Raw genomic sequence first — 23,690 nt, 5'->3', positions numbered from 1 at the left:
CCTTAGTAAACGCTCAACTCGCCCTCTCAATCATCCCCTCAACCTGCTTAGCAAACGCCTTCAAATCCCCTTTCTTGACCGTAGCCCGCGGAATCACAATCGCCGCGTCGATATCGACGTATATGTAGACGTAATCTTTGTGCTTCTCCACCCGCAACATGTCTTTCCACGGGGTTTTGCTTTTACCGCCGGGGGCGCGTTCCTGCAAAAATTCCGGCTCGATGCTCAGCCAGTGGATGCCGAATAAAGCCTTTTTTTCCGCTTCGGTGTATTTGTTGAAAAACTGCCGGCGCAAATCCATCTTCATAATGAACGGCGAGGCGAACGACCAGGCCAGCGCCAGGATGGTGATGTAGGCCGTGGTTTTCATGTCCACGTAGTACACGTAATAAAACAAGGCAATCGCCATCATCACGCCGGGGGCGAAGATGCGGTTTTGGCGGAGCTTTTTCTGCATTTCCGGGTCTTTTTTCAGCCTTTCCTCATTAAAGTGGACCAGGTCTTCTTCGCGGAATTCGTATTCGATTTCTAACATGGGTATCGCTCGGTGGAGTTGTGGGTTAGTGCATTTTCATTTTGGCGTGGGTACTGCGCCGGAACAGGTTCGACAAGGTCAGCATCGCGGTGCGGAAGTAGCCGTGGATCGCCACTTGGTGCATTTTGTACAACGACAAATACACCATGTAAGCGATAAAGCCGCCGACGCTGACGGTACCCATCAAACTGCCCATCAACGAACCGACCGTGCTGAATTTGCCCAGCGACACCAGCGAACCGTAGTCGCGGTAAACGAATTTAACGCCCGGCTTGCCTTTCAGGCGGTTGACGATGCTCTTGGCGACGGCCGATGCCATTTGATGGGCGGATTGGGCGCGGGGCGGCACGTTGCCGCCGTGGCCGACCCATTCGCAGGCGGCGCAATCGCCGATGGCAAAAATATCGGGGTCGCTGGTTTGCAAGGTTTGGTCGACGATCAACTGGTTGATGTGGTTGGTTTCCAGGCCGTCCAGGTTCTTCATCCAGTCCGGCGCTTTGATGCCGGCCGCCCAGACTTTCAGATCGGCATCGAACACTTCGCCGTCGTGGGTATGCACCGCGGTTTCGGTGACCTCGGTCACGCGTCGGCCCAGTTTCAGGCTGATGCCCAATTTGACCAATTGCTCCATCGTCGCTTGCGACAGCTTGGCCGGCAATGCCGGCAGCAATTGGGTCGCGGCTTCGATGATCGTGATGTTGACGCCGATAGAGCCTTCCAGACCGTAGGTGGCCAGCAATTTGGTCACTTCGTGCAATTCGGCCGACAGTTCCACCCCGGTGGCGCCAGCGCCGACGATGACGATGGACAGCGGCTTGTCGCGCTGTTGGTTTTGGTTGGCGTAGGATTGCAGGTAATAGGTTTCCACCAATTGCTTTTGAAAGCGGAAGGCTTCCTTGGTGGTATCGATGAAGCGGCAGTATTTATCGACGCCTTTGATGCCGAAAGTATTGCTGACGCTGCCGACCGCCATCACCAGCGTGTCGTATTTGAAGCGGCGCTGCGGTATCAATTCGGCGCCTTGTTTGTTGGTGATCGGCGCGACGACGACTTCCTTGTTGGCGCGGTCCAAGCCTTCCATTTTGCCGAACAGGAAGCGGAAATGGTTGCGGTGGGCTTGCGACAGATATTCGATCTCTTCGGCTTCGGCCAGCGTGCCGGACGCCACTTCGTGCAACAGCGGCTTCCAGATGTGGGTCGAGGCGGCGTCCAACAACGTGATTTCCGCCTTACCGGCTTTACCGAGTTTTTGCCCCAGCTCGGTCGCCAATTCCAGGCCGGCCGCGCCGCCGCCGACGATCAATATCTTGTGTTTTTCCGCCATGCTGTTCCCCCTCGAGTGATGCCGGCCTTGGCCGAGCATTGAAAGCGCCGTCCCTGCATTGTTTTGAATTCCCTGACTCGCGGCATTATAACCAATCGCATCTAGGCTGGCCGATTTTGACGGGCCGGGCGTTTGGCCGCGGAAATGCCACTGCCGGGCCTGCCGCAGCCACGGCGGATTTAATGAACCGTTAAGTTTGGCAACGGACCATGCCCCCCAGTCCCTTGGAAAAGGACCGACTATGTTCAACCACTTAGATTACGACATGGCTTCGAAAAAATTGCCGCACCTGAGGATACTCAGTTCGATACTGTTATTGGCCGGATGCGCCTCCGAGCCGCCGCTGCCGCCTTCGGATTCGCAGGCGCAAGTACCGTCTTACCGCGACCAAGCGGTTTATAACCAGCCTTATACGGTGAAAGGCAAAACCTATTTTCCGTTACTAAGCCGGGAAGGTTACCGGGAAGTCGGACTGGCGTCCTGGTACGGCGCCGAATCCGGCGGCCGCACCGCTAACGGCAACCGTTTCAAACCCAACGGCCTGACCGCCGCACATAAAACCCTGCCGATACCGTCCAAAGTCCGGGTCACCAATCTGGCAAACGGCCGCCATATCGACGTCACGGTCAACGACCGTGGCCCGTTCGTCGATGCCCGTCTGATCGACTTGTCGCGCGGCGCCGCCAAACGCATCGGCGTCAACGGCTTGGCACAAGTGTCGGTGGAAGTTCTGGATGCCGCGTCCGGTTCGAACTGAACGGGCGAAGCCGAGAGACCGGCCCGCGTCGCAGCCGGATGCTTGGAGATCAGACCTTACGCCGCCATACCGGGAATGAACCAGCCGGCCTGAGTCTAAAAAGAGGGGACGAGAAACAAACCGGGCATCGCTCGATCGTTAATCCCGGCTGCTTATCGGCTTCAACACGTCGAAAAAAATCGACGCTGTTTTGGCCCTGGCAAAAAGTAGCGGCGCCGAGCCGCCAACGCCAACGCCAGCGCTACGTGCAACAGCAACCTATTCGCTCACTCATCTGAAAAATTGCGGGCAATCCAGCTAAATCAAGGCGTTACTTTTGCTAGCGGCGCTGTTTCAGGCTTAATATCGCCTACAAACTACCTGGGATTTTACATAGCGCTACATGACCGATTCCGCAATCACTGAACAAACCATACTGGCCGGGCTGGACGCCGGCGAATTCGTTTACTACTACCAACCGAAAGTCTCGCTGATCACCGGCAAAGTGATCGGCGCCGAAGCGCTGATCCGCTGGCAGCGGCCCGACGGCCAAACTGTCCTACCCAAAGATTTCATTCCGCTCGCCGAGCAAACCGGCCTGATTAAACAAATCAGTTACCGGATGTTCGCCAAACTGGCACGGGATTTACTGATTTTCAGCGACATCGACAGCCGCTTGGTGACCTCGGTCAACGCTTCCGCCCAGGATTTCGCCGACGGCCGGTTCTGCACCATGGTGCTGGAAACCTTGGAGCAATTGTGTATCCCGACCAAGAACCTGCAAATCGAAATCACCGAAACCACGGTATTGAACGCCGACCCGGATGTCAGAAAAAACATACAAACCCTGTGCGATGCCGGCGTCGGTCTGGCGATGGACGATTACGGCACCGGTTATTCGACGTTGGAAACCTTGAGCCAATGGCCGTTTACCACGATCAAACTGGACCGCAGCATCGTCGGCCGCATGTTGGACAATCCCAAGAACCAGACCATTGCCGAATCGTCGATCCGGATGGCTCACGAACTGGATATCGGTATCGTCGCCGAAGGCGTCGAATCCGATCTGCAGTACCAAATGCTGCTGGAATCGGGCTGCACTAAAGTGCAAGGCTATTGGCTGAGCCGGCCGCTGCCGCTGAGCGATTTTATTTACTTTATCCAGCAAGATTTACGTTGGTCCGGCCTGCCGATAGGGCTGATCCACATGGCCATCGTCGACCACATTCAATGGCGGAAAAAGCTGGTTAGCGACGTAGTGCGCATCGCCACCAACCCCGGCCAATCCGGCGAGCGCAACCACTACCAACTGCCGTTGGATTACAGAAGTTGCCGCCTGGGCAAATGGTATTACGGTGCCGGCCGCCAATTCGTCGGCTGCCAGGATTTCGACGAGATCGAATTACCGCACAAAAAATTTCACAATCTGGGCAGCGAACTAATCGATACCGTCAACAACGGCGGCACTATCGCCGAACTGACGCCGATTCTGACCGAGTTTTCCGATCTGTCGGCAGTCATCCTGGACTGCCTGCAACGCCTGGAGCATAAAGGTTTGATGGACATGCACCTGGCCCACCGCAGTTGGGAAGGGCACCATTTGTTTCCGTCGGCGTAGGTGCCCTTCAACGCCCCCTGTGGCCAACTGGCTACGGATCATCGGTAGGCAAACTCGCCCCGATACTGGTAACTCAAACCCCACCACGGGTGGCGGATTTCGAAATCCAGATAAAACCGGTCCGCGGCGAGCGCATGCTCCCTGATCGTCGCCGATCCCAATAGCAACCAATCCGGGATCGGCACGAGCCAACTGCCGCATTGCCAGAAGTGGCCCAGGCTACGGTACAGCAAATCGCCGTTTTCGACCGAGACCTGCAAGCGCAGCCCGAACCCGAAGCCGATGTATTCGGCCAGTTCGCGATCGGCGACGTACGCCATCCGCGAATTGAAGCAGTCGCTGCGGCCGTCCGGGTAATCCAGCCTGCGCCGCCAGATCAGTCCGGCGGCGTCGGCGGTTTTGTCCACTTCGGCATGCGCTGCCGGTGCCCGCCACAGCAATAAGCCGCCGAACAGATGGATCAGCCAGATTAACGGAAACAGGTAAACCGGATAGTCGATCTGCATCGTGCCGGCCAAGCGGCTTTCCTCGCCTTCGCCGAGCCGGTAATGGCGTTGAATCGCTTCCGGCAATTGTTGCCAATCGCTACCTAACACCCGTTGCATCAGTGGTTTAGACATGGTTTAACTCCAAAGCGAGTTGTGAAACACCATCAGAGTGGTGATGCCGATCATGCCGAAAAACGCCGGCACTCCCAGCCATAACCAAATTTTGGCGTAATAGTGGTAGATCGACGGCAACGGCCGGCCTTGGGCCAGCGAATCGGCGGCGATATCGCGCATCCGGATTTGCAACATCACAACCGGCAGCCAGCACAGGCCGGTCAGCAAATACAGCAGCAAGGTCCACCACAACCAACCGTCGCCGAACGAAGCCGATAACTGCTCGGCCAGCAACACGCCGGTCAGCGGCTGAATGATTACCGTCGGCGTCGTGAACCACCAATCCGCCAGCACCACGTGCTTGCTGGTGGCGGCAATGGCCGCGTGGTCGCCGCTTTTGTCGGCCATCACTTTGTAAAACACTGTGCCGGAACCCAGGCCGAACAGCACGATTGCGCTGAGGATGTGAATCAATTTCAAGGTCAGATAGGTCATGGCCGTTCTCCTTCCAATACCCGGTAAACCAGCAAACACATTAAAAACGGTAGATTTTTCAATAACGGTCCGAACGGGTGAACTGCGAATTCCGGCAGCCGCCACGCCACCACCAGGCTATAGGCCAGCACGATGGCAAACTGGCCAAGCAGCAGTGCGGGCAAGCGTATCCGTGCCAAGGTCGCCAAGCCCATGGCGATGTCCAACGCCGCCAGCCCGTAAAGCGTCGGCGGCGCTGCGGCGCCGGTAATGCCGGTAGCCGCCAGTAAGGCATAGCTGGCTTCGTGCGGATAAAACAGCAGAGAAGTGACGCCGCTCCACAGCCAGACAAAGGCAATGGTCCAGCCCAACAACGGCCGCAGCAAGTACAAGCCGGCCTGCCAGCGCTCGGCCTGCGTCGCATCTTCGGCGAACAACCGCTTTGCGTTTCGCGGCGGCCTGCCCAGCAATGCGGTCAGCGGCGCCGGATCGGCAGTGCTACCGCGTTGCAACATCGCCAGATTGGCCCGGTTCAAGATCGGTTCTCCCAAGATTCCGCCCAATGCGGCGCCGACGCTGGTGACCGTCGGCGGCAAATACCAGGGTTTGGCCGGCGCTTTACCGAGTCGCGCTCGCAGGCCTTGCAGCCAATCGGCATAACTGATCGGCTCCGGACCGACCAACGCGATCGTTCGCCGTCCGACGCAGCCGGTTTGCAGGCAGCGGCAGACCGCGGCAGCGACATCGTCGACCTGAATCGGTTGCAGCATCGGCGCTCCGCCGTCCGGTAACGGATGCACCGGCAAGGCCGCCAGAGCCTGGAATAAGGCGTGGCTGCGCCCGCCGCGACCGTAAACCAGGGACGGTTGCAACACGAACCATTCCACAGGCAGTTCGCGCAACGCGTCGTCGGCGGCTTTCTTGCTCAAGTGGTAGGCTGATTCGGCGGCGTCGTCGGCGCCCAACGCCGATATTTGCACGATCTTGCCGACCCCGGCCAAGGTGCCGGCCCGGAATAATGCAATCGGGCTCAGGCTATGCAATTGGCGAAAGCTTTGGCCCGGGCTGGGGGCGATGATGCCGACGCAATTGACGATGGCATCCATGCCTTGCAGGTGCGGTAACCAGGTTTCGATCTCGCTCGCCTCGGCAAAGTCCAGCGCCAGCGGCGATATTAGCGGACTTTGCAGCCGCAAACGCTGCGGCCGCCGGCAGCAAGCCGTGACGCGATGCCCCCGGTCCAATAACGCCAGCACAATCGCCCGGCCGATAAATCCGGTTGCGCCGGTTAACAGGACGTTCATGGCCGCCTCCCGTCAATCGCTTCGAACACAGGCGAACAGGCCGGCAGCGCACGGGGGAAAAGTAAATATATCGTTGAAAAGTTCATCGTTTTGCTCCAAAAGTTACAGGGCGGGCTCAGCTTAGGCCGTGCCAACCGCCGCAACTTCCGGATTGATAGGGCAGGAATAAAAAATTCCGCGTCAAAATTAAAACGATTAATTACAACGAGTTATAGCATTACAACATGATAAAAACGGAGTGGCGGTTGGATTTAGGAAGGCGGTGTTGCGTGGAGCTTACGGTACTGCCCCGGCGCGATGCCGACAATTTCCCGAAATGCAGCGTAGAAGTTGGATTGGGTGCTGAAACCCACCGTCAGGCCAATCGATAATACCGACGCCTCCGGTTCGGTGACGAGCAGTTTCTTCGCGTCTTCGATGCGCTGTTCGCGGATATAGCGGGAAAAGCCCTGGCGAAATTCGGTATTGATCAATTCCGACAACTGGTGTTGGCTTAGTGCCAATTGCTCGGCCAGCAAGGCCAGATTCAAAGTGTCCAGCCGGTAGAGTTTGTCCTGCCGCATCAAACGCTCCAGCTCGGCCAATTTTTTCGGCTTATCCACGTTTTTTAAGGTGGATTCGGCGTACGAGGCCTGCGCAGCCTCCGCCACATCGGCGGTAATAGCCGGGAAGCGCAGCAAGGTCAGCGCCACGGCAAAAAAGGCCAGCCCGATCAGTAGGCTATAGGCTTGAATGAAATCGGCCTCAGCCAGTAACGGCCAGACGAACCCCAGCAGCAGCACGGCGACGGCAATCGCGAACAAGGTGCCGAGCGCGACCAGCTCCAACCGAAACCGCTGGCGTTGCGCCCGCAAGCGGTATACGGCATGTGCCAGCCAGATCAAATACGCGCTGCCGAGCAGAAATGCGCCCGGTATTGCCAACGTTTGCGGCAACACGCCGCAGAGCGGCAGCGGTGCGGCATGCAGCAGGTCCCGCCAACGGTAGCGCACGTCGGCCGTTAATAAATGCCTGCTGAAGAAGTAAAAACCGGGGGCGACCAGGTACAACGCCAGCCGATAACCGGCGGAATGCAGCGCGTCATATGCTAGAGTCAGCCAGGCCAAGTGACCCGTCTGGATCGCAGCCAAACCGGCAATCAAAACAAACCCGGCGCATCGCGAAGGCCAAATTAAAGGCTCGCGGCTTTGCAATAAATTGCCGGCGACCAACAACAGCGCCGCCCCAAAAGAAAAGCCGATACTTAACAAGGCCGCTATCTGCATCGAATCCACCGAAATCGAAAAAAACAGAGTTTAGCGGCTATCGGCCGCTCCGCCATCTTGCAGCTCGGTCAGGACTACCGTCGGCCGGCGCTAGCCGTTACAATCGGCGGACCCAATCCAGCGGATACAGGCTATGGCTTTAGCGGAAAAACTACACCTGAGCGTCGCAGACTACCTGCAAGGCGAGTTGCTCAGCGAAATCAAACACGAATATATCAACGGCGAAGTTTATGCGATGTCAGGTGCCAAACGAGCGCACAATCTGATCAGCATGAATTTGGCCGGCGCTTTGTTTGCTCATTTGCGCGGTTCGCCATGCCGGGTTTTCAATTCCGACATGAAGGTTCGGGTCCAAACCGCCAGCGACGACTGTTTCTTTTACCCGGACCTGCACGTGACCTGTGCGGCGGCGGATACGGCCGAACATTACAACAGCCGGCCGAAATTGATCGTCGAAATCTTGTCCGATGCTACCGAACGCTACGACCGTGCCGAGAAATTCCACCATTACCGCAAGCTGGAAAGCCTGGAAGAATACGTCTTGGTCGCCCAGGATACGCAACGCGTGGAATGTTACCGCCGTAGCGAACAGTGGGATTTGCAGCTTTACCAGGCTGGCGAGCAGGTCCGGTTCGAATCGGTCGGTTTCGAATTGTCGGTCAAGGAGATTTACGAGGGTGTCGAATTTGGCGAACCGGTTTCGCCGGCCGTCTCGACTTAAACCCGGACCGATCCTAGAGGCGCTAAGCGGCGCCCTCGAACCGGTGGGCAATACCCTGCATCACCAAAATCAATACGACGCCGGCCAGGATAAAACCGATCTGCTGCAGCGAGGTTTTCATGTCGGTTTTCTGGTGTAGCGAAGGAATCAGATCGGCCACGGCGATATAGATGAAGCTCGACGCGGCCAGCGTCAGAAAATAAGGCAGCACGTGGTGCAGATCGCCCAGGCTGAAATAGGCCAACACGCCGCCGACCACGGTGGTCAGACTTGCCAGGACGTTGTAAAACAACGCCTCTCCGCGGCGGTAGCCGCTGTGCAGCAATATCGCGAAATCGCCGACCTCCTGCGGAATTTCATGGGCAGCCACCGCCAGACTGGTGACGATGCCGAGCTGGACGTCGGTCAAAAACGCCGCGCCGATCAACACGCCGTCGACGAAATTATGAATACCGTCGCCGAGGATGATGAACATGCCGGCCGGCCGGTGGCCGCTGCCGTGGCTGTGGTTATGGCCGTGATGGTGGTCGTCGTGGGAGTCCTCGCCGTGCGCCTCGCACGCATTGGAATGGCAATGGCGCCAGACCAGCAGTTTTTCCAACACGAAAAAGCCGAGAATGCCGGCCAGGATGGTCGCCGACAGCGTCGATAGTTGTTGCGGTTGCACTTCTTCGAAGGCATGCGGGATCAAACCGCAAAATGCCCCGGTCAGCAACGCGCCGATGGCGAAGCTGATGCCGTGCGGTAACACCAGTTTTTGCTGCGGCTCCGGCAGCAGCAAAAACAAGGCCGCCGCCAGCACGCTCAAAACCCCGCCCAGTGCGGTGAACAAAACGATAAACAGCAATACGCTCAAGAAACTCTCCAGATCAAACTCGCCATGCGGCCGGTGGTGGCGCCGTCGCCGCGGTAAGAGTAAAACCGTGCCGGATCGGCCACAGTGCAATAGTCGCCGCCGAACACCCGCTCCACGCCCAGCCCGGCCAGTTGCCGGCGCGCCAGTTGGTAAATATCGGCCAGCCATTTGCCGGGGCCGTGCGCGGTAAAAGCCGCGAAATGCCCCGGATCGGACGCCAGAAAAGCCTCGAGTACCTCGGCGCCGACTTCGAAATGCTGCGGCCCGATCGCCGGGCCCAGCCAAACCGAGACCTCGCGGCAATCGATAGCCCGCAAGGTCGCAGCGATCACGCCGGCCTGTAAACCGCGCCAGCCGGCATGTGCCGCGGCGATTTTGTCGCCGCCGTCGCCGCAAAACAATACCGGCAGGCAATCGGCCGTCAATACGGCGCAGACGACTCCGCTTTGGTCGGTATAACTGGCATCGGCGGTTGGCAGGGCAAGCACTTGGTCGGCCTTGACCACATCGATGCCGTGAACTTGCTGCAACCAAACCGGTTCGGCCGGCAATTCCAGCAGGTCGCGGATGATTTGCCGATTGCGTTGCACATGCTGCGGATCGTCGTTGACGTGGCCGGCCGGGTTCAGGCTGGCGTAGCTGCCGACGCTGACACCGCCGCTACGCAAAGTGACTGCCGCCCGCACCTTGGCCGGCAGCGGCCAATCAGGCTTGATCCAGTTCATTTTCGGCCAGTAATTCGATCAGTTTGGCCATGTCGTCCGGCAGCGCTTGCTCCCATTCGCAATAGTCGCCGGTTTCCGGATGCTCCAGCCCCAGCTTGGCGGCATGCAGCGCCTGGCGCTTGAAGTTGCGCAACGCGTCGGCCAGAGCCGGGCTGCAATCGGCCGGCATTTGAAAGCGGCCGCCGTAGACCGGATCGCCGACCAGCGGGTAATTGATGTGGGCCATATGCACCCGAATCTGGTGGGTGCGGCCGGTTTCCAGTTTGCAGCGAATCAAGGTATGGCGTTTGAAGCGCTGCTCCAGCCGATAATGGGTGATCGCTTCCTTGCCGTCGCGGCGCACCGCGTTGCGCTTGCGGTCCACCGGATGGCGGCCTATCGGGGCGTTGACCGTCCCGCCGGCAGTCATCCAGCCTTTGACCAGGGCCAGGTACTCGCGGTGGATGCTGCGTTCCTGCAACTGCTCGACCAGGCTGTTGTGGGCTTGCAGGGTCTTGGCCACCATCAGCAAGCCGCTGGTGTCCTTGTCTATCCGATGCACGATGCCGGCGCGCGGTAAGGTTTCCAGTTGCGGCGCATGGTTCAGCAAGGCGTTGACCAGCGTGCCGTCCCAATTGCCGACCGCCGGATGTACAACCAAACCGGCCGGCTTGTTGACGATCAGCAGCGACTCGTCTTCGTATTTGATGTCTAACGGAATTTCCTGGGCGGCATATTCGATGACGCGCTCGGCTTCGGCGTCGAGTTCGATCTCCTCGCCGCCGTCCAGTTTCTCGCGGCCTTTCATGACCTCGCCGTCCACCAGCACCCGGCCGGCCTTGATCCAGGTCTGCAATTTGCTGCGCGAATAATCGGGGAACACCTCGGCCAAACACTGGTCCAGCCGCATACCCGCCAGTTCCTCGGGAACCCTTGCCGTCAATATCGTCATAGTCGTTTTTAAGTTATACTCGCGGCCCAAATGCTGCCAAATGCCGCAAAAAACCAGCAATATTACAACGTGTTGATAAACGTATGCGATTAGTTTTAGTAAAAACCGTTTTCGCCGCCGGCCTGATCGTGCTGCTGCCTGCCTGCGAAACCTTGGAAGCATTTTCCAGCAAGGGTTCGGCCAGCGAGAAGGAAGAGGAATACGCCGGCTGGGACGACAAAATGTTCCATGAAAAAGCCAAGGAAGCGTTGGACAACAAAAACTACTCGAAGGCGGTGACGTTGTACGAAGCGCTGGAATCGCGCTACCCGTTCGGCGACTACGCCGCCCAAGCCCAACTCAACGTCGCTTACGCTTACTATAAGAACGACGATCCGGAAGCCGCGATTGCTGCCGCCGACCGTTTCATCAAAATCCATCCGCGCAACCCCAAAGTCGATTACGCCTATTATCTGAAAGGCTTGATCAACTACAACCGCGGCATCGGCTTCATCGACCGCTTTTTGCCGACCGACTCCTCGCAACGCGATCCCGGCCCGGCCAAGGACGCTTACGACAACTTCCAGGAACTGATCCGCCGCTATCCGAACAGCGAATACGCCGCCGACGCCAAGCTGCGCATGGTCGCGTTGCGCAACAACATGGCGATGTACGAAGTCCATGTCGCCGATTACTACATGCGGCGCAAAGCCTACATCGCTGCCGTCAACCGCGCCAATTACATCGTCAAGGAATACCAGCGCACGCCGGCGGTGCCGTTTGCGCTGCAAATCATGCAGGACGGCTACCGCCAATTGGGCATGGACGAACTGGCCACAGATGCCGAACGCGTCTTTAAACTGAATTACCCGAACGGTGCCCCGCAAGGCAATTACAAAGACGAAGGCGCGATTCAAAAACTGTGGGATGCGATGGGTCTGGACAAATAAGCGTTTGACCGCGCCGTCCACCTTATTGCACCGCGGCGGACTGGGACTTTTGCTCGGTTACGCCGCAACCGCCGGCGCTACGCCGGCGCCGTTATTTCAAAACCACTTCTTTACGCTGTCGCAAACCGCCGAATTGCTGTGCGCCACCAGCCAACAGCAATATACGCCGACCGCCGCACTGGCCGACATCATCCGTTTCTACGAAACCGAGCATCCCGGATTGCGCAGCCAGGCCGTGGCGGTGTTGACCGACCACAAAAATCAGGACCACCTGGACGATTTGGCCGATTACCGCGAAGACTGCGCCGGTAACGCCGCCGGCGAGCTGTGCGTACTGGAAAAATACTGGGGCGACCGCGAAGCCGCCTGGCGGGCGTTGGCCTTGTTTTACGACACCAAAACCGTGGTCAAACACAGCGACGATTACCGCTACGAGGTGAAACGCTTTTCCGCCGACCATCTGCGTATCTTCGAGAAAGCCATCCGCAAAATTCCGGCCTTTCTGCGGCAAAGCATCAGCAAAGCCAAACCGGTGGACAAGCTGGAACAGGAAATCGCCGACAAACCCACAGCGATGCAACAACTGATCCGCGACGCGTTTCAGGAAGATTACAAAAACAGCATCTGGCAGGACCACACCCATCCGTTGACTCTGGTACCCGGTATCGGCTTCCGCTCGCAAACCGTGGCCCAGGTGTTCAGCGGCCAGAATCTGATCGTGTTTACCGTGAAAGCGTTCGACAAGGGCAAGGAAGGCGGCAGTTACCGCGACATCGGCGTGCAGTATCTGGTCGATTTCCGGCTACCCATCGTGGTTCACGAGATTGCGCATACCATAGACAATTTCCATTTCTGGAACGGCGAAGACGACCTGTACTTTTTCTACAAGTACCACAAGATCTCCAACGACGCCGACATCATGAAAACCATCGCCGAAGCGCAATTGGCGCTGTGGCCGTCGAAATGGTTCGAGGCCTTCGAGTATCTGGGCGAGGTCAACCAGGGCCGTTACGACGGCAATACCCAGGAAAAACTGGCCGAATTGGTCGCGCAATACATTTTGATTCCGGAGCGGCTGCAACAGAGTGCGCCGGCCGCCTACCGCTGGCTGCGCGACGACATTTTCCGCGGCATCGAATACCAGGGCTACGACCGCTGCGAACGGCCGTTGACCAAGCCGCTGAGTTGGTGGCAGTACGCCACCGGCAAGATGCTGGGCCAATAAGCGCTTTGTGCTATGCTGCCGGCGTTTTTTAAGTCCATTTCCGCCCGTTCGCCATGAAAAAACCGCAAACCTTGTCGCTGCAAGAACAACTGTTGAAATCCGGCCTGTCCAACGACGCCAAGCTGAAACAGGTCAAGGCCGAAAAGCGCAAACAGACCAAACTGGAGCGCAATAACGGCGTCGAGACTGTCGACGAAGTAAAACTCAGTGCGGAACAATTGCGCCAACAACAAGCCGAACGCGACCGCGAATTGAACCGGCAACGCAAGCTGGCCGAAGAACAGAAAGCCCTGGCGGCGCAAATCAAACAAATCGTCGAACTGAATCGCATCGCCCAGGACGCCAACGGCGTGGCTTACAACTTCACCGACGCCAATAAAGTCAAAACCCTGTACGTCGCCGAAAAAGTCCGCGATGCGTTGAGCAACGGCCGCGCCGGCATCGCCAAACTGGAAAACCGCTACGAAATCGTTCCGGCCGAGGTGGCGCGCAAGATTCAAATCCGCGATGCGGCCAGCGTGGTGGTGTTGAACGAAGCCAGCCAAGATCTTGCCGCCGAAGACGACCCGTACGCGGCATACCAGATTCCGGACGACTTGATGTGGTAGCCGGCCGCCAACAAATTTAGAAACACAGGAGTTCCGCCATGCACAAAGCCGTTGCCCTGAGCCTATTACTGCTGGCCGCTGCTCCGCTGGCCGCCGAGGAGCGGACGCCGACCGGCGCCTTTCTGGTCGACGTCGTCGTTGCCCGGCCGGTCGGCTTGATCGCGACGCTGGTCGGTTCCGCGCTGTTCGCCGCGGTATCGCCGCTGACGGCTTTTGCCGCAATCGCGCCGCCGCACGATGCTTTTGCCATCGGCGCCGAAGCCCTGGTACTGACCCCGGCGCGGTTTACCTTCGCCCGCCCGGTCGGGGTCTTCACGCCGGACCCCAGCGGCCGCTACAACTGACCCGACTATCGGCCGCCGCTTTCGCCCTGCATCGCCAACGCGGCCTGGTATAGCGTTTTCTTGCGTTGGCCGGTGATTTCCACCGCCAGGGCGACGGCGGTTTTGATCGAACATTCTTGCAGCAACAAAGCTAATATCCGTCGTTCCGCGTCGCTGATTTGATCCGATTTTTCCGCCGGCGGGCTGCCGGCGGCGATAACGACAAACTCGCCCTTGCGCATGTTTTCGTCGGCTTGTACCCGCACCAACACCTCGGCCAGACTACCGTCGGCGATGGTTTCGTGCAGCTTGGTAATCTCGCGCGCCACGACAATGCGGTGCTCGGCCGGAAACACCGCCGCCATGTCTTCCAGCGCCGCCTGAATCCGGTGGCTGGACTCGTAAAAGGCCCAGGTCGATTCGTCGGAGAGTTTGTCTCGAAAAAATTCGCGCCGGGCCGAAGCGGTGCGCGGCAGAAAGCCTTCGAAGCTGAAACGGCTGGTCGGTAAACCGGCCACCGACAAGGCGGCGATCAAGGCGCAAGCGCCCGGAATCGGGGTCACGTCGATGCCGTGCTGGCGGGCCAACCTGACCAGCGGCAGGCCCGGATCGCTGATGATAGGGGTGCCGGCGTCGGACACCAGTGCGACCGATTGGCCTTGCTGCATCCGTTCGACCAAACCCAACGAAGCCTTGTCCTCGTTGTGCTGGTGCAACGAGGTTAGCGGCTTGTTGACGCCGTAATGCGACAACAGCATCTTGACGTGGCGGGTGTCCTCGGCGGCAATCAGATCCACTTGTTTCAATACTTCCAAGGCTCGGAAACTGAAATCGGCCAGATTCCCTATCGGCGTGGCAACCACGTATAATTTTCCGTACATCTGTTTTCCAAGGCCTCTCATGTCCGCATTTAATTTGGCCGCCATTATGCCGCGTCGCTTGCCGGGTTGCTGCGTTTTCGGGTTGCTGCTGCTGTCGGCTTGCGCCGGCGAGCCGCCGACCCGCAAACCGCAGTTCGAAGTCAAGCCGCCGGCCAGCGCGAAACGGCCCAAACCGGCGGAAGCCGCAACCACGGCGCGTAGCTACCGTTTGCACGACAGCCGCAGCGCGCTGCGGCTGCTGGACGCCGATACCCGCTTGCAAGCCGGCGACAGTAACGGCGCTCGCCAGGCCTTGGACGGCGTCAATCCGGCCGAATTGAATCCGGAGCAAACCAGCAAATACAAATTGCTCGACGGCGAGATTGCGCTCAGTAGCGGAGATGCCGAAAGCGCGGTGCGCAAACTGGAAGGCGTGCGTCCGGCCGTGTTGGCGGAAGCCGATCAGATCGCCTATTACCAGTCGATGGCTTTCGCCCATTCGTTGACCGGCGACGTGTTGGCCGGCGTGCGGATGCGGTTGAAACTGGGCCGGATTCTGACCGACCGCGACCGGCAAAAGCAAAACATTATCGCCATTCTCGACGCGCTTAGCGTGTTGCCGAACGAAACCCTGAGCACGACCGCATCGGTCGCCGACGAATTGAGCGGCTGGATGGCGTTGGCCAAAATTCTGAAACAACGCAATCTGCCTGGTTTCGACAGCGCCGGCCAAATTCAGCAATGGAAGCAAACCTTCCCCGGCCATCCGGCCAATGCCGACTACCTGCAAGCCTATTTGAACGGGGCGCCGGCCGTTGTTGCGGAAGCGGCGGCCGAGTCCGGCCCGGAAACGCCGCAACCGGCGGCGACGGCAGCCAGCGGGCCGATCATCGCGGTGCTGCTGCCCAATTCCGGCCAATATGCGGCCGCAGGCAAAGCGGTCAGAAACGGCTTGGCCACCGCCTACCGCCTGGCGGCCAGCGCCGCGCCGCAGCCGGCGTTGAAATATTACGACAGCGAAACCGGCGATATCGTCGCGCTGTATAAACAGGCCGTCGCCGACGGCGCCAAACAGGTGATCGGCCCGTTGGTGAAGGAGCAGATTCAGACTTTGGCCGACAGCGGCGAGTTGAGCGTGCCGGTGTTGGCCTTGAACCACGTCGAAAATCTGAGCAAAGCCAATCTGTACCAATTCGGCTTGAGCCCGATCGACGACGCCGAACAACTGGCACTGAAAGCCCGCCGCGATGGTTTGCAGAACGCGGTGCTGTTAACGCCGGAAACGCCGCAAGGCCAACGCATCCGCCATTATCTGATGTCGGCCTGGCAAGCCGGCGGCGGCTCGGTGCTCGGGGTGCAGAGTTACGATCCGAAATCGCGCGATTTCAGCGCCGTGGTCAAAGCCTTGCTGGCGCCGAGCGTGAATGCCGCCGGCGAAAAACAGGCGCTGGCCGTGTTCATCAGCGCCGGGCCGGAACAGGCCAGAGAAATTGCGCCGCAATTGCGCTACAGCCAGAGCAGCGAGCTTGCCGTCTACGCGATGCCGAACATCTACAGCGGCCGGCCCAATCCGGCCAAAGACACCGAATTGGGCAAAATCGCGTTCTGCGATTTGCCCTGGCTGTTCGGCGAGGTCTACGGCGGACCGCTCAGCCAACAGGCATTGCAAAGCGCTTGGCAAGGCCTGAGCGACAGCCAGATCAAGTTGGTGGCGCTGGGGGTGGATGCCTTCAATCTGCTGGGCCAATTGGGCCAACTGGCCGCCACGCCTTACCCCGGCGCCACCGGGCGGTTAGCGTTGAACGGCGAAAATCGCATCACCCGCAAATTGGCCTGTGCCGAATTCAAGGCCGGCGTACCGGCCGCGGCCGCCTACGTCGAATAATGCTGTTCGGCAAGCCCAAACCGGCCCATCTGCAAAAAGGCGCCGGCGCCGAACAAAGGGCCGCCGCCTATCTGCAACAACAAGGCCTGCAACCGGTCTGCAGCAATTACCGCTGCAAACATGGCGAGCTGGATCTGGTCATGCGCGACGGTGCCGTGCTGGTCGTCGTCGAAGTCCGCTACCGCAAATCGGAGCAATTCGGCGGCGCGTTGGCCAGTATTACCGCGCAAAAGCAGGCGCGCATCGTCGCGGCCACGCAACACTATGTCATAATCAACGGCCTGAGCCATTGCGCGATCCGTTTCGATGTCGTGGCAATCTCCGGCGATAACCGCCTCAATTGGATCAAAAACGCGTTTCAAACCTGAACTATGAGCTTACAAGACCGCATCATCGCCCATTTTTCCGACAGCATTCAAACCAAGCAGAATGCGATGGCCAGCTTGTGCGAGCTGATCGAATTCGCCTCGCAGAAAATCGTCGAAGCCTTGGTCAACGACCGGAAAGTACTGACCTGCGGTAACGGCGGTTCGGCCGGCGACGCCCAGCACTTTTCCTCGGAAATGCTGAACCGCTTCGAGCGGGAACGGCCGGCGCTGCCGGCGATTGCGCTGACCACCGACACCTCGACCATTACCTCGATCGCCAACGACTACCACTACGACGAAGTGTTCGCCAAACAATTGCGGGCGCTGGGCCAGGCCGGCGACATCCTGTTGGTTTATACCAGCAGCGGCAATTCCGGCAATATCGTCAAGGCCGTCAAAGTCGCCCACGACCGCGACATGACCGTCATCGCCCTCAGCGGCAAGGACGGCGGCGCTCTGGCCGGCGTGTTGAACGAGACCGACATCGAAATCCGGGTGCCGTCCGATTCCACCGCCCGCATCCAGGAAGTGCATTTACTGATCTCGCACTGCCTGTGCGATTTGATCGACCACCAATTGTTCGGCGGCTAGGCCGCAGGACCCGACTCGCGAGCAAGTTATGGAATCGACCTGGGAAAATCTGCTGCTGGGCCTATTGGCCCTGCTGATCCTGTTCTGGATGCGCCCCGGCGTCAAAGCCGCGATCGAACGCAGCAAAAACAGCCCGTCCGATTGGTCCGGCGTGATCGTGCCGCTGCTTGCGGTGGCCATGTTCGTATTGTTTTTAATAGCTATGGTTTGACATGAAACACGAAGATTACGACGACGCAGAATTCGAAGACGAGGACGATTTCGAGGACGACGGCTACGACGACCGCACCCAATTTGCCTACGACGACGAAGCGGAAGAAGAAGACGAAGTCGAATATTACGCGGTTAGGCCCAACAAGACCCGGATCAAAAAAGAGATTGCGGCGATTTTCGCGATGGCGGAAGAAATCAGCGCATTGGCGCCGGCGCACATCGCCGAGTTCGAATTGCCGGAGAACATCGAAAAAGCGCTGTGCGACGCCGGCAAAATGGGTCGCAACGCCGCGAAAAAGCGCCTGCTGAAGTACATCACCGGCCAAATGCGCGAGCTGGACGTCGACGCGATCCGGGAAAAGCTGGCGCGTTTGAAAAACCGCAGCGCCCACGGCGTGCGCGAACATCACCAGGCCGAGCGTTGGCGCGACCAACTGTTGGGCGAAGCCGGCAATGCCGCGCTGACGCAACTGGTGTCCGAATTTCCGGAAGCGGACACCCAGCATCTGCGCCAACTGCAACGCAACGCGCTGAAAGAAGCCAAAGAGGCTAAACCGCCGAAGTCGGCGCGCCTGCTCTACAAATACCTGAAACAGTTGATTAGCGACACGGGCCATTCCGCCGCAACCGACGACGCAGAGCCGGAACACGATCTGGACTGATCTGCAGCCGGTTCCCTCAATCGGGCAAGGCCCGCATCTGGCCAAGGATCCAGCTTTGCCGTTTCAGCAGATAAGCGCTGGGCTGGTCGGCTTTCAACAGAATCGGATTCGGTAGCGTGGCGGCCAGCAAGGCCGCTTGCGCCGCCGACAATTGCCGGGCCGGTATGCCGAAATAATGCCGGCTGGCGGCCTCGATACCGAACAAATGGTCGCCGAATTCGGCGATGTTCAGATACACCTCCAAAATCCGCCGCTTGTCCCACAAAGCTTCGATCAAGACGGTAAACCAAATCTCGAAGGCCTTGCGCACGAAATTTTTCGCCGGGCTCAGAAACAGGTTTTTCGCCACTTGCTGGCTGATCGTGCTGGCGCCGCGCAACTTGCCGCCGCGTAAATACTGGTTGAAGGCTTTGCCGATCGCATCGACGTCGAAGCCGTTATGCTGGTAGAACAATTGGTCCTCGGAAGCGACCACGGCATGGAAGGCATGCGCCGAAATCCGCTCGCGGCTGACCCAACGCTGGCTGATCGGCCGGTAACCCTTGCCCTCGACCCAATCGTCGATATGCTGGTGCAGCATGAAGGCCGAAGTCGGCGCCGGCAAAACCCGTAGCGCCGCTACCAGCAATAAAGAACCTGCCAGAAAAAAGCCAACGGCATAGGCTGCCAAACGTTTCGCCCGCCTGGGCCAACCGGAAGCCGGCTTGCTCCGCCGGCTAGGCGGCAATCGATAACGTGCGGGGTGGCGAAAATGCTTCACAAGCGGTGCCGGCGTGATCAACAAATCCGATATTATCCACGATTAACCGGTAATGGCGATGTATCGCCCTGCCGCCGGGCGCGATTCAATCGGCACCAAATCTGTGCAACGTTGGCGAACGGGTGCGTCAGGCCGTCGGCCCTCAATTTCGGCCAGCGGCAGGCCCAACGAAAAATTGCGTCAAATCGCCTAAAAACACGCTTCCGCTGCGGCATATAACATAGTAATCAAGCTGTCAGGCGCCGCGAATCGGTTGCCGACCCGAAAAAACGCCAACATACGGAGTTGGCACGAATAATGTTATATAAATTGCGGCATCAAGGATGTTAAGTTCTCTCCCCCGTGAACATGGAAAACAACGACGCCAGGGAATACCTGGATAGAAGCGTGGACGAAACACTTCTATCCAGGCAGGGATGACCTCAACAGCGCACATTCGCTGCCGGCACGGAGTGCAATCGGCATTCAATCTGGTGCAATCCGCACCAAAAATCAGCAAATCCGCAATCGCAACCCATCGTTACGTTGTGTCCGGCTAGAGCCAGACCGGCAGCAGCGTCTGCCTGTTCGTAAACAGAAAATGAAAAGCGGCAAGGCCGCTCCCGGTCGAGCGGGAACGGCCTCTTCGCACGCTAGGCAGGATTTTAGTATTCCAGCTTCAACGAGCCCATCGCCGAAATCGGCGCACCGACGTTGGCGGTCGGTATCCAGGAGGTCGAGCCGGTAAAATATTCCTTGTCGAGCAAGTTATAGACGTTGACTTGCGCGGTCAGGCGGGTTTTGCCGATCGGCTGCACATAAGCCGCCATCGCATCCAGTCGGGTATAACCGGGCAACTGAAAGGTATTGGCGGTATCGCCCTCGCGTTTGCCGACCACCACGCCGCCCAGGCCGGCCTTGAAATGCTCGGTAAACTGGTAGGTACCCCACAGGCTGGCCTGGTGCTCGGGCACGTTCAGCAGACGTTTGCCTTCCGTGCCGTTGTTGTCTTTGGTAACCCGGCCGTCGGTGTAAGCATAGGTCGTGACCAGATTGAAATTCTCGGTGAGCTGGCCTTTGATATCGACCTCGATGCCCTGGCTGCGCGCTTCGCCGATCGCCACTTGGTCCAACGGATCGGGCGTGCTGAGGTCGGCGGTCAGCATATTGGTTTTTTTCAGATGGTAATAGGCCACGGTAGACGACAGCCGTTTATCGAACAACTCGGTCTTGAAGCCGATTTCGTACTGTTCGGCCGATTGCGGTCGAAAAGTGCCGCCGGTTAAGGCATTGCGGCCGTTGTTACTGCCGAAGGATTCGACGTAATTGCCGTACACCGATAACCATTCCCATGGCTGGTACAGGACACCGACCCGCGGCGTGAATTTATCCTCGTGCTGCATGCTGAAGCCGGTTTTGGTGGCTTCCCAGGACGTGCCGCCGAAGCCGCCGTAGCCGGCCATGTCGTAGCGGCCGCCGCCCATGATGTGCAATTTGTCCCAGATCGTGATCTGGTCTTGGAAATAAACGCCGTACCAATCTTCGCGCTCGCGCCAGAACCAGTTGGGTCGGATCGCGTTGACCGCGGCGACATCGATGGTGTCGTAGCGCGGATTGTCGATATCGAAGGTCGAATTGATCGGATCGCCCCAGTCGCTGGAGGCGAACATATTGTCCGGCGCATCCTGGTTGAAGAAAAACCAGTCGCCGCCGACCAGCACGTTATGTTTCAGGCCGTAGGTCTCGAATTTGCCGGTCAGATCCAGACTGGTCGAATAAGAGCGCCGTTCGGAGGTACCGGTAATCACCCAGCGGCCCAGAGTATGGCCGTCCGCATTCAGCTTGCCGTTGGGTCCCGGCCCGCCGAACACGATGTCGGTTTCGTCCCACTGGAATTTATGTTTGATGGCCCAGTCGTCGTTGAATTTGAAGCTCCAGTCGGCGTAAACCAGCGTGTTGTCCTGGCGCGGCCGGAACGCCGGATCGCCGGTGAACAAATTGCGCCGGCCGTTGACCGGCCTGTTGTCCAACACCGGCACGCCGTAGTCGTCCATGTAGTTGTCGTGGCGTTTCTCGAGATCCAGATTGGCTTCGAAGCGGTCGTTCGGCCGCCAAGTCAGCGAGGGGGCAATGAAAATACGTTCGTGGTCGACGATGTCGCGAAACGACTCGCCGCTATCGTAAGCACCGTTGAAGCGGTACAGCAGCGTTTTCGCTTGATCCAGCGGCCCGGTGGCATCGACGCTGGTGCGAAATTCGCTGAACGAACCGAATTGCTGTTGCAGAGCGTAATACGGCGTGGCCAGCGGTTTTTTGGTCACGTAATTGACCATGCCGCCGGGCTGCAAGCGGCCGTACAGCACCGCGGCCGGGCCTTTCAGCACTTCGATTTGTTCCATGTTGGCCACGTCGAATTTACCCATCGAGCGCCTGAAGCCGTTCCGGTAGTTTTGTTCGGTCGAATTAAAGCCGCGAATTATGAAACTTTCGTACATATCGGCAGTGCCGTAGGAACGCTGCACGCCGCTGACGTTGTTGATCACGGCGTCCTCGAAGCGGACCGCCTGTTGGTCGTTCAGGATGGAGCGGGGCACGACTTGAATCGACACCGGCGTGTCCATAATCGCGACATTGGATTTGGTCGCGGTGGATGCGTCCGGTACCGCGTAAAACGGGTTAAACGGATTGTTCGGGTCGTAAGCCTTGTTCCCGATCACGTTGACCGCCGGCAATGCGGCCGGGTCCTGCCGGTAATTCAACGCCTGCTTTTCGATCACCACGTTGCCGTTCTCGACAATGCGGTAGCTCAAACCGCTATCGCGCAGCAACTGTTGCAGCGCCGCTTCCGGCGTGTAGCTGCCGCGCAGCGGCCGGCTGCTCAGCCCTTCGGCGATGGCTGCGTCGTAAACCAATTGCAAGCCGGCGCTTTCGGCCAGCCGGTTCAAGGCCGTAGCCAGCGCCCCGGCCGGAATATCGAACGGCCGCACGGCGTTGTCGGCATGGGCCGGCGTAACCGCAATTCCCGCGCCCAGGGCTAAAGCCGCGACCTGCCTTTTCCAGCTCCGGCCGGCCCGATTCTTGGTGTGTTTCGCTGTCATGAATATCCCTCTACGTTGTTATCTGATGGCTAACACTGGTTTTGACGCACCAGCAGCCGAAAACAGGAGGCGAGGGCAGGAAAAAAACCGGAATGCCGGTTTCAGCGGTGTAACAGAATCAGATAATCGCCGAGGCGGGTGGAACGGATGTGGAGAGCGGACTCCAGCGCGGCCAGCACCGCCAGCGGCTGGCCGGTGGCGAATACGCCGCTGACCCGGCGTTCGGCCAGCGCCGAATCGCCGACCAGCAACAGCCCGCGATGGTAGCGGTTCAATTCGGCGACGACTTCGCCCAGCGGCCGGTCTTCGAACACCAGTTTGCCGCGGCGCCAGGCCGAAGCGGCCAGCTTGTCTACCGCCTGCACCGGACCGATACCTTGCTCGGCAGCAAACGCGGCCTGTTGGCCTTCCAGCAGCACGCCGCGTTGCGGCCTGCCGTCGCGCTGCAGCTCCAGCGCAACACTGTGTTCGGTGACGCCGACCACTACCCGGCCGCCGTCCAGGCGGACGTTGAAGGCCGTGCCCAACGCGGTGATCACGCCGTCCCCGGCCTGCACCCGAAACGGCCGGGCCGGATCGGGGCTAACTTCGAACAGCGCTTCTCCGCGCAGCAGCGTCAAACTGCGTTGGCCGTTGCCGAATTGCACCTGCAGCGCACTGTTGCCGTTCAAATGCACGCTGGAACCGTCGCTGAGCGCAATGTCGCGCACTTCGCCGAAACCGGTATGAAAATCGGCGCGCAAACCCAGCGACAACGGACTCAGCCAGTACAGTGCCACACTCGCCGCTAGCGCCAGCGGCAACCGGACCCGCTGCCGGACTTTCGCCGAAACCGGTTCTCGCGGCTGGAGCGGCATGTCGGCGGACGCCGGAACCAAGCGGCTTTCCACTTCCGCCAGATCGCTCCACAACTGCTGCAAACGCCGATAGGCTTCCCGATGTGCGGCATCGGCCGCCAGCCAGCGCTGGAATTCGGCTAACAGTTCGGGATCGTCGCTACCGCCGTCCAACTTAACCCACCAGGCGCGGGCCTCGGCCTTGACCGATTCGGCGATCTTCATCGCGCTACCTCGCTGCCGGTCGGCAGGACGCTGGCGC

The 23,690-nt window shown here is 59.0% G+C and carries 25 protein-coding genes; 12 read left to right on the top strand and 13 right to left on the bottom strand.

Features of this window, described 5'->3' with window-relative positions:
• Positions 1–13: 13 nt before the first annotated feature.
• Positions 14–535, bottom strand: coding sequence for a YcxB family protein (locus MKFW12EY_RS21325; RefSeq protein WP_054760719.1), 522 nt, complete (start codon positions 533–535; stop codon positions 14–16).
• A gap of 25 nt (positions 536–560) precedes the next feature.
• Positions 561–1,859 (bottom strand): NAD(P)/FAD-dependent oxidoreductase, encoded by a 1,299-nt coding sequence (locus tag MKFW12EY_RS21320; RefSeq protein WP_221053734.1) that lies wholly within the window; start codon positions 1,857–1,859, stop codon positions 561–563.
• Positions 1,860–2,100: 241 nt separating this feature from the next.
• Here MKFW12EY_RS21320 and MKFW12EY_RS21315 point away from each other — a divergent pair, with 241 nt between their 5' ends.
• Complete coding sequence (locus tag MKFW12EY_RS21315) at positions 2,101–2,616, top strand: septal ring lytic transglycosylase RlpA family protein (protein ID WP_054760721.1); 516 nt, start codon at positions 2,101–2,103, stop codon at positions 2,614–2,616.
• A gap of 382 nt (positions 2,617–2,998) precedes the next feature.
• Positions 2,999–4,213 carry an EAL domain-containing protein gene (locus MKFW12EY_RS21310; protein ID WP_221053733.1) on the top strand — a complete coding sequence of 405 codons (1,215 nt, stop codon included), beginning with the start codon at positions 2,999–3,001 and terminating at the stop codon, positions 4,211–4,213.
• Positions 4,214–4,251: 38 nt separating this feature from the next.
• On the opposite strand, the gene MKFW12EY_RS21305 is transcribed toward MKFW12EY_RS21310, so the two are convergent.
• From MKFW12EY_RS21305 to MKFW12EY_RS21290, 4 genes are all read right to left on the bottom strand, one after another.
• Positions 4,252–4,833 carry a DUF4166 domain-containing protein gene (locus tag MKFW12EY_RS21305; RefSeq protein WP_054760728.1) on the bottom strand — a complete coding sequence of 194 codons (582 nt, stop codon included), beginning with the start codon at positions 4,831–4,833 and terminating at the stop codon, positions 4,252–4,254.
• A 3-nt stretch (positions 4,834–4,836) separates the two neighbouring features.
• Positions 4,837–5,310, bottom strand: a complete 474-nt coding sequence (locus MKFW12EY_RS21300) for a DUF2269 family protein (RefSeq protein ID WP_054760730.1) — start codon at positions 5,308–5,310, stop codon at positions 4,837–4,839.
• Positions 5,307–6,593: an NAD(P)H-binding protein gene (locus MKFW12EY_RS21295; protein WP_221053732.1), complete on the bottom strand. Its 1,287-nt coding sequence runs from the start codon at positions 6,591–6,593 to the stop codon at positions 5,307–5,309. Before MKFW12EY_RS21295 ends, MKFW12EY_RS21300 begins: the two co-directional genes overlap by 4 nt.
• A gap of 251 nt (positions 6,594–6,844) precedes the next feature.
• A complete protein-coding gene (locus MKFW12EY_RS21290; RefSeq protein WP_221053731.1) occupies positions 6,845–7,858 on the bottom strand; it encodes an AraC family transcriptional regulator in 1,014 nt (337 codons plus the stop codon).
• Positions 7,859–7,991: 133 nt separating this feature from the next.
• Between MKFW12EY_RS21290 and MKFW12EY_RS21285 the strand changes: the two genes are divergently transcribed.
• Positions 7,992–8,579 carry a Uma2 family endonuclease gene (locus tag MKFW12EY_RS21285; protein ID WP_054760732.1) on the top strand — a complete coding sequence of 196 codons (588 nt, stop codon included), beginning with the start codon at positions 7,992–7,994 and terminating at the stop codon, positions 8,577–8,579.
• A gap of 22 nt (positions 8,580–8,601) precedes the next feature.
• Here the strand turns inward: MKFW12EY_RS21285 and MKFW12EY_RS21280 are convergent, their stop codons facing one another.
• The 3 genes from MKFW12EY_RS21280 to rluD are packed head-to-tail and all read right to left on the bottom strand — an operon-like array spanning position 8,602 to position 11,091.
• On the bottom strand, positions 8,602–9,435 hold the full coding sequence (locus MKFW12EY_RS21280; RefSeq protein ID WP_221053730.1) for a ZIP family metal transporter: 834 nt from the start codon (positions 9,433–9,435) through the stop codon (positions 8,602–8,604).
• A complete protein-coding gene (gene pgeF, locus MKFW12EY_RS21275; RefSeq protein WP_221053729.1) occupies positions 9,432–10,160 on the bottom strand; it encodes a peptidoglycan editing factor PgeF in 729 nt (242 codons plus the stop codon). The genes MKFW12EY_RS21280 and pgeF overlap by 4 nt, the downstream gene beginning before the upstream one ends.
• Positions 10,141–11,091: a 23S rRNA pseudouridine(1911/1915/1917) synthase RluD gene (gene rluD / locus MKFW12EY_RS21270; protein WP_054760745.1), complete on the bottom strand. Its 951-nt coding sequence runs from the start codon at positions 11,089–11,091 to the stop codon at positions 10,141–10,143. Before rluD ends, pgeF begins: the two co-directional genes overlap by 20 nt.
• Before the next feature lie 83 nt (positions 11,092–11,174).
• Here rluD and MKFW12EY_RS21265 point away from each other — a divergent pair, with 83 nt between their 5' ends.
• Genes MKFW12EY_RS21265 through MKFW12EY_RS21250 form a run of 4 tightly spaced genes read left to right on the top strand, consistent with a single transcriptional unit; the run spans position 11,175 to position 14,197 of the window.
• Entirely contained in the window at positions 11,175–12,020 is an 846-nt protein-coding gene (locus MKFW12EY_RS21265) for an outer membrane protein assembly factor BamD (RefSeq protein ID WP_064023171.1), read from the top strand.
• 4 nt (positions 12,021–12,024) lie between these two features.
• Positions 12,025–13,245, top strand: coding sequence for a hypothetical protein (locus MKFW12EY_RS21260; RefSeq protein ID WP_245006383.1), 1,221 nt, complete (start codon positions 12,025–12,027; stop codon positions 13,243–13,245).
• A gap of 53 nt (positions 13,246–13,298) precedes the next feature.
• On the top strand, positions 13,299–13,853 hold the full coding sequence (locus tag MKFW12EY_RS21255; RefSeq protein ID WP_054760734.1) for a DUF2058 domain-containing protein: 555 nt from the start codon (positions 13,299–13,301) through the stop codon (positions 13,851–13,853).
• Between the two features lie 38 nt (positions 13,854–13,891).
• Positions 13,892–14,197 carry a hypothetical protein gene (locus MKFW12EY_RS21250; RefSeq protein WP_054760735.1) on the top strand — a complete coding sequence of 102 codons (306 nt, stop codon included), beginning with the start codon at positions 13,892–13,894 and terminating at the stop codon, positions 14,195–14,197.
• A 5-nt stretch (positions 14,198–14,202) separates the two neighbouring features.
• On the opposite strand, the gene rsmI is transcribed toward MKFW12EY_RS21250, so the two are convergent.
• Positions 14,203–15,057, bottom strand: a complete 855-nt coding sequence (rsmI, locus tag MKFW12EY_RS21245; RefSeq protein ID WP_064023168.1) for a 16S rRNA (cytidine(1402)-2'-O)-methyltransferase — start codon at positions 15,055–15,057, stop codon at positions 14,203–14,205.
• A 19-nt stretch (positions 15,058–15,076) separates the two neighbouring features.
• On the opposite strand from rsmI, the gene MKFW12EY_RS21240 reads away from it, so the two are divergent.
• From MKFW12EY_RS21240 to yjgA, 5 genes are read left to right on the top strand one after another with little or no spacing between them, the layout of a single operon-like run.
• Positions 15,077–16,921 carry a penicillin-binding protein activator gene (locus MKFW12EY_RS21240; RefSeq protein WP_221053727.1) on the top strand — a complete coding sequence of 615 codons (1,845 nt, stop codon included), beginning with the start codon at positions 15,077–15,079 and terminating at the stop codon, positions 16,919–16,921.
• Complete coding sequence (locus MKFW12EY_RS21235) at positions 16,921–17,289, top strand: YraN family protein (RefSeq protein ID WP_054763366.1); 369 nt, start codon at positions 16,921–16,923, stop codon at positions 17,287–17,289. Before MKFW12EY_RS21240 ends, MKFW12EY_RS21235 begins: the two co-directional genes overlap by 1 nt.
• A 3-nt stretch (positions 17,290–17,292) precedes the next feature.
• The gene (locus MKFW12EY_RS21230; RefSeq protein ID WP_054763367.1) at positions 17,293–17,880 is read left to right on the top strand and encodes a phosphoheptose isomerase; all 588 of its coding nucleotides are present in this window, start codon (positions 17,293–17,295) and stop codon (positions 17,878–17,880) included.
• 28 nt (positions 17,881–17,908) lie between these two features.
• On the top strand, positions 17,909–18,091 hold the full coding sequence (locus MKFW12EY_RS21225; RefSeq protein WP_054763368.1) for a hypothetical protein: 183 nt from the start codon (positions 17,909–17,911) through the stop codon (positions 18,089–18,091).
• 1 nt (position 18,092) lies between these two features.
• Complete coding sequence (gene yjgA / locus MKFW12EY_RS21220) at positions 18,093–18,755, top strand: ribosome biogenesis factor YjgA (protein WP_221053726.1); 663 nt, start codon at positions 18,093–18,095, stop codon at positions 18,753–18,755.
• Between the two features lie 16 nt (positions 18,756–18,771).
• Here the strand turns inward: yjgA and mtgA are convergent, their stop codons facing one another.
• From mtgA to MKFW12EY_RS21205, 3 genes are all read right to left on the bottom strand, one after another.
• Complete coding sequence (mtgA, locus tag MKFW12EY_RS21215) at positions 18,772–19,425, bottom strand: monofunctional biosynthetic peptidoglycan transglycosylase (RefSeq protein WP_245006382.1); 654 nt, start codon at positions 19,423–19,425, stop codon at positions 18,772–18,774.
• Between the two features lie 734 nt (positions 19,426–20,159).
• Positions 20,160–22,592: a TonB-dependent siderophore receptor gene (locus MKFW12EY_RS21210; protein ID WP_054763369.1), complete on the bottom strand. Its 2,433-nt coding sequence runs from the start codon at positions 22,590–22,592 to the stop codon at positions 20,160–20,162.
• Positions 22,593–22,693: 101 nt separating this feature from the next.
• Positions 22,694–23,653, bottom strand: a complete 960-nt coding sequence (locus MKFW12EY_RS21205; RefSeq protein ID WP_221053724.1) for a FecR family protein — start codon at positions 23,651–23,653, stop codon at positions 22,694–22,696.
• Positions 23,654–23,690: the final 37 nt, after the last annotated feature.

It is taken from the genome of Methylomonas koyamae, from assembly GCF_019669905.1.
In the GTDB taxonomy this organism is placed as follows: domain Bacteria; phylum Pseudomonadota; class Gammaproteobacteria; order Methylococcales; family Methylomonadaceae; genus Methylomonas; species Methylomonas koyamae.
This window is presented reverse-complemented; position numbering and strand designations above follow the sequence as displayed.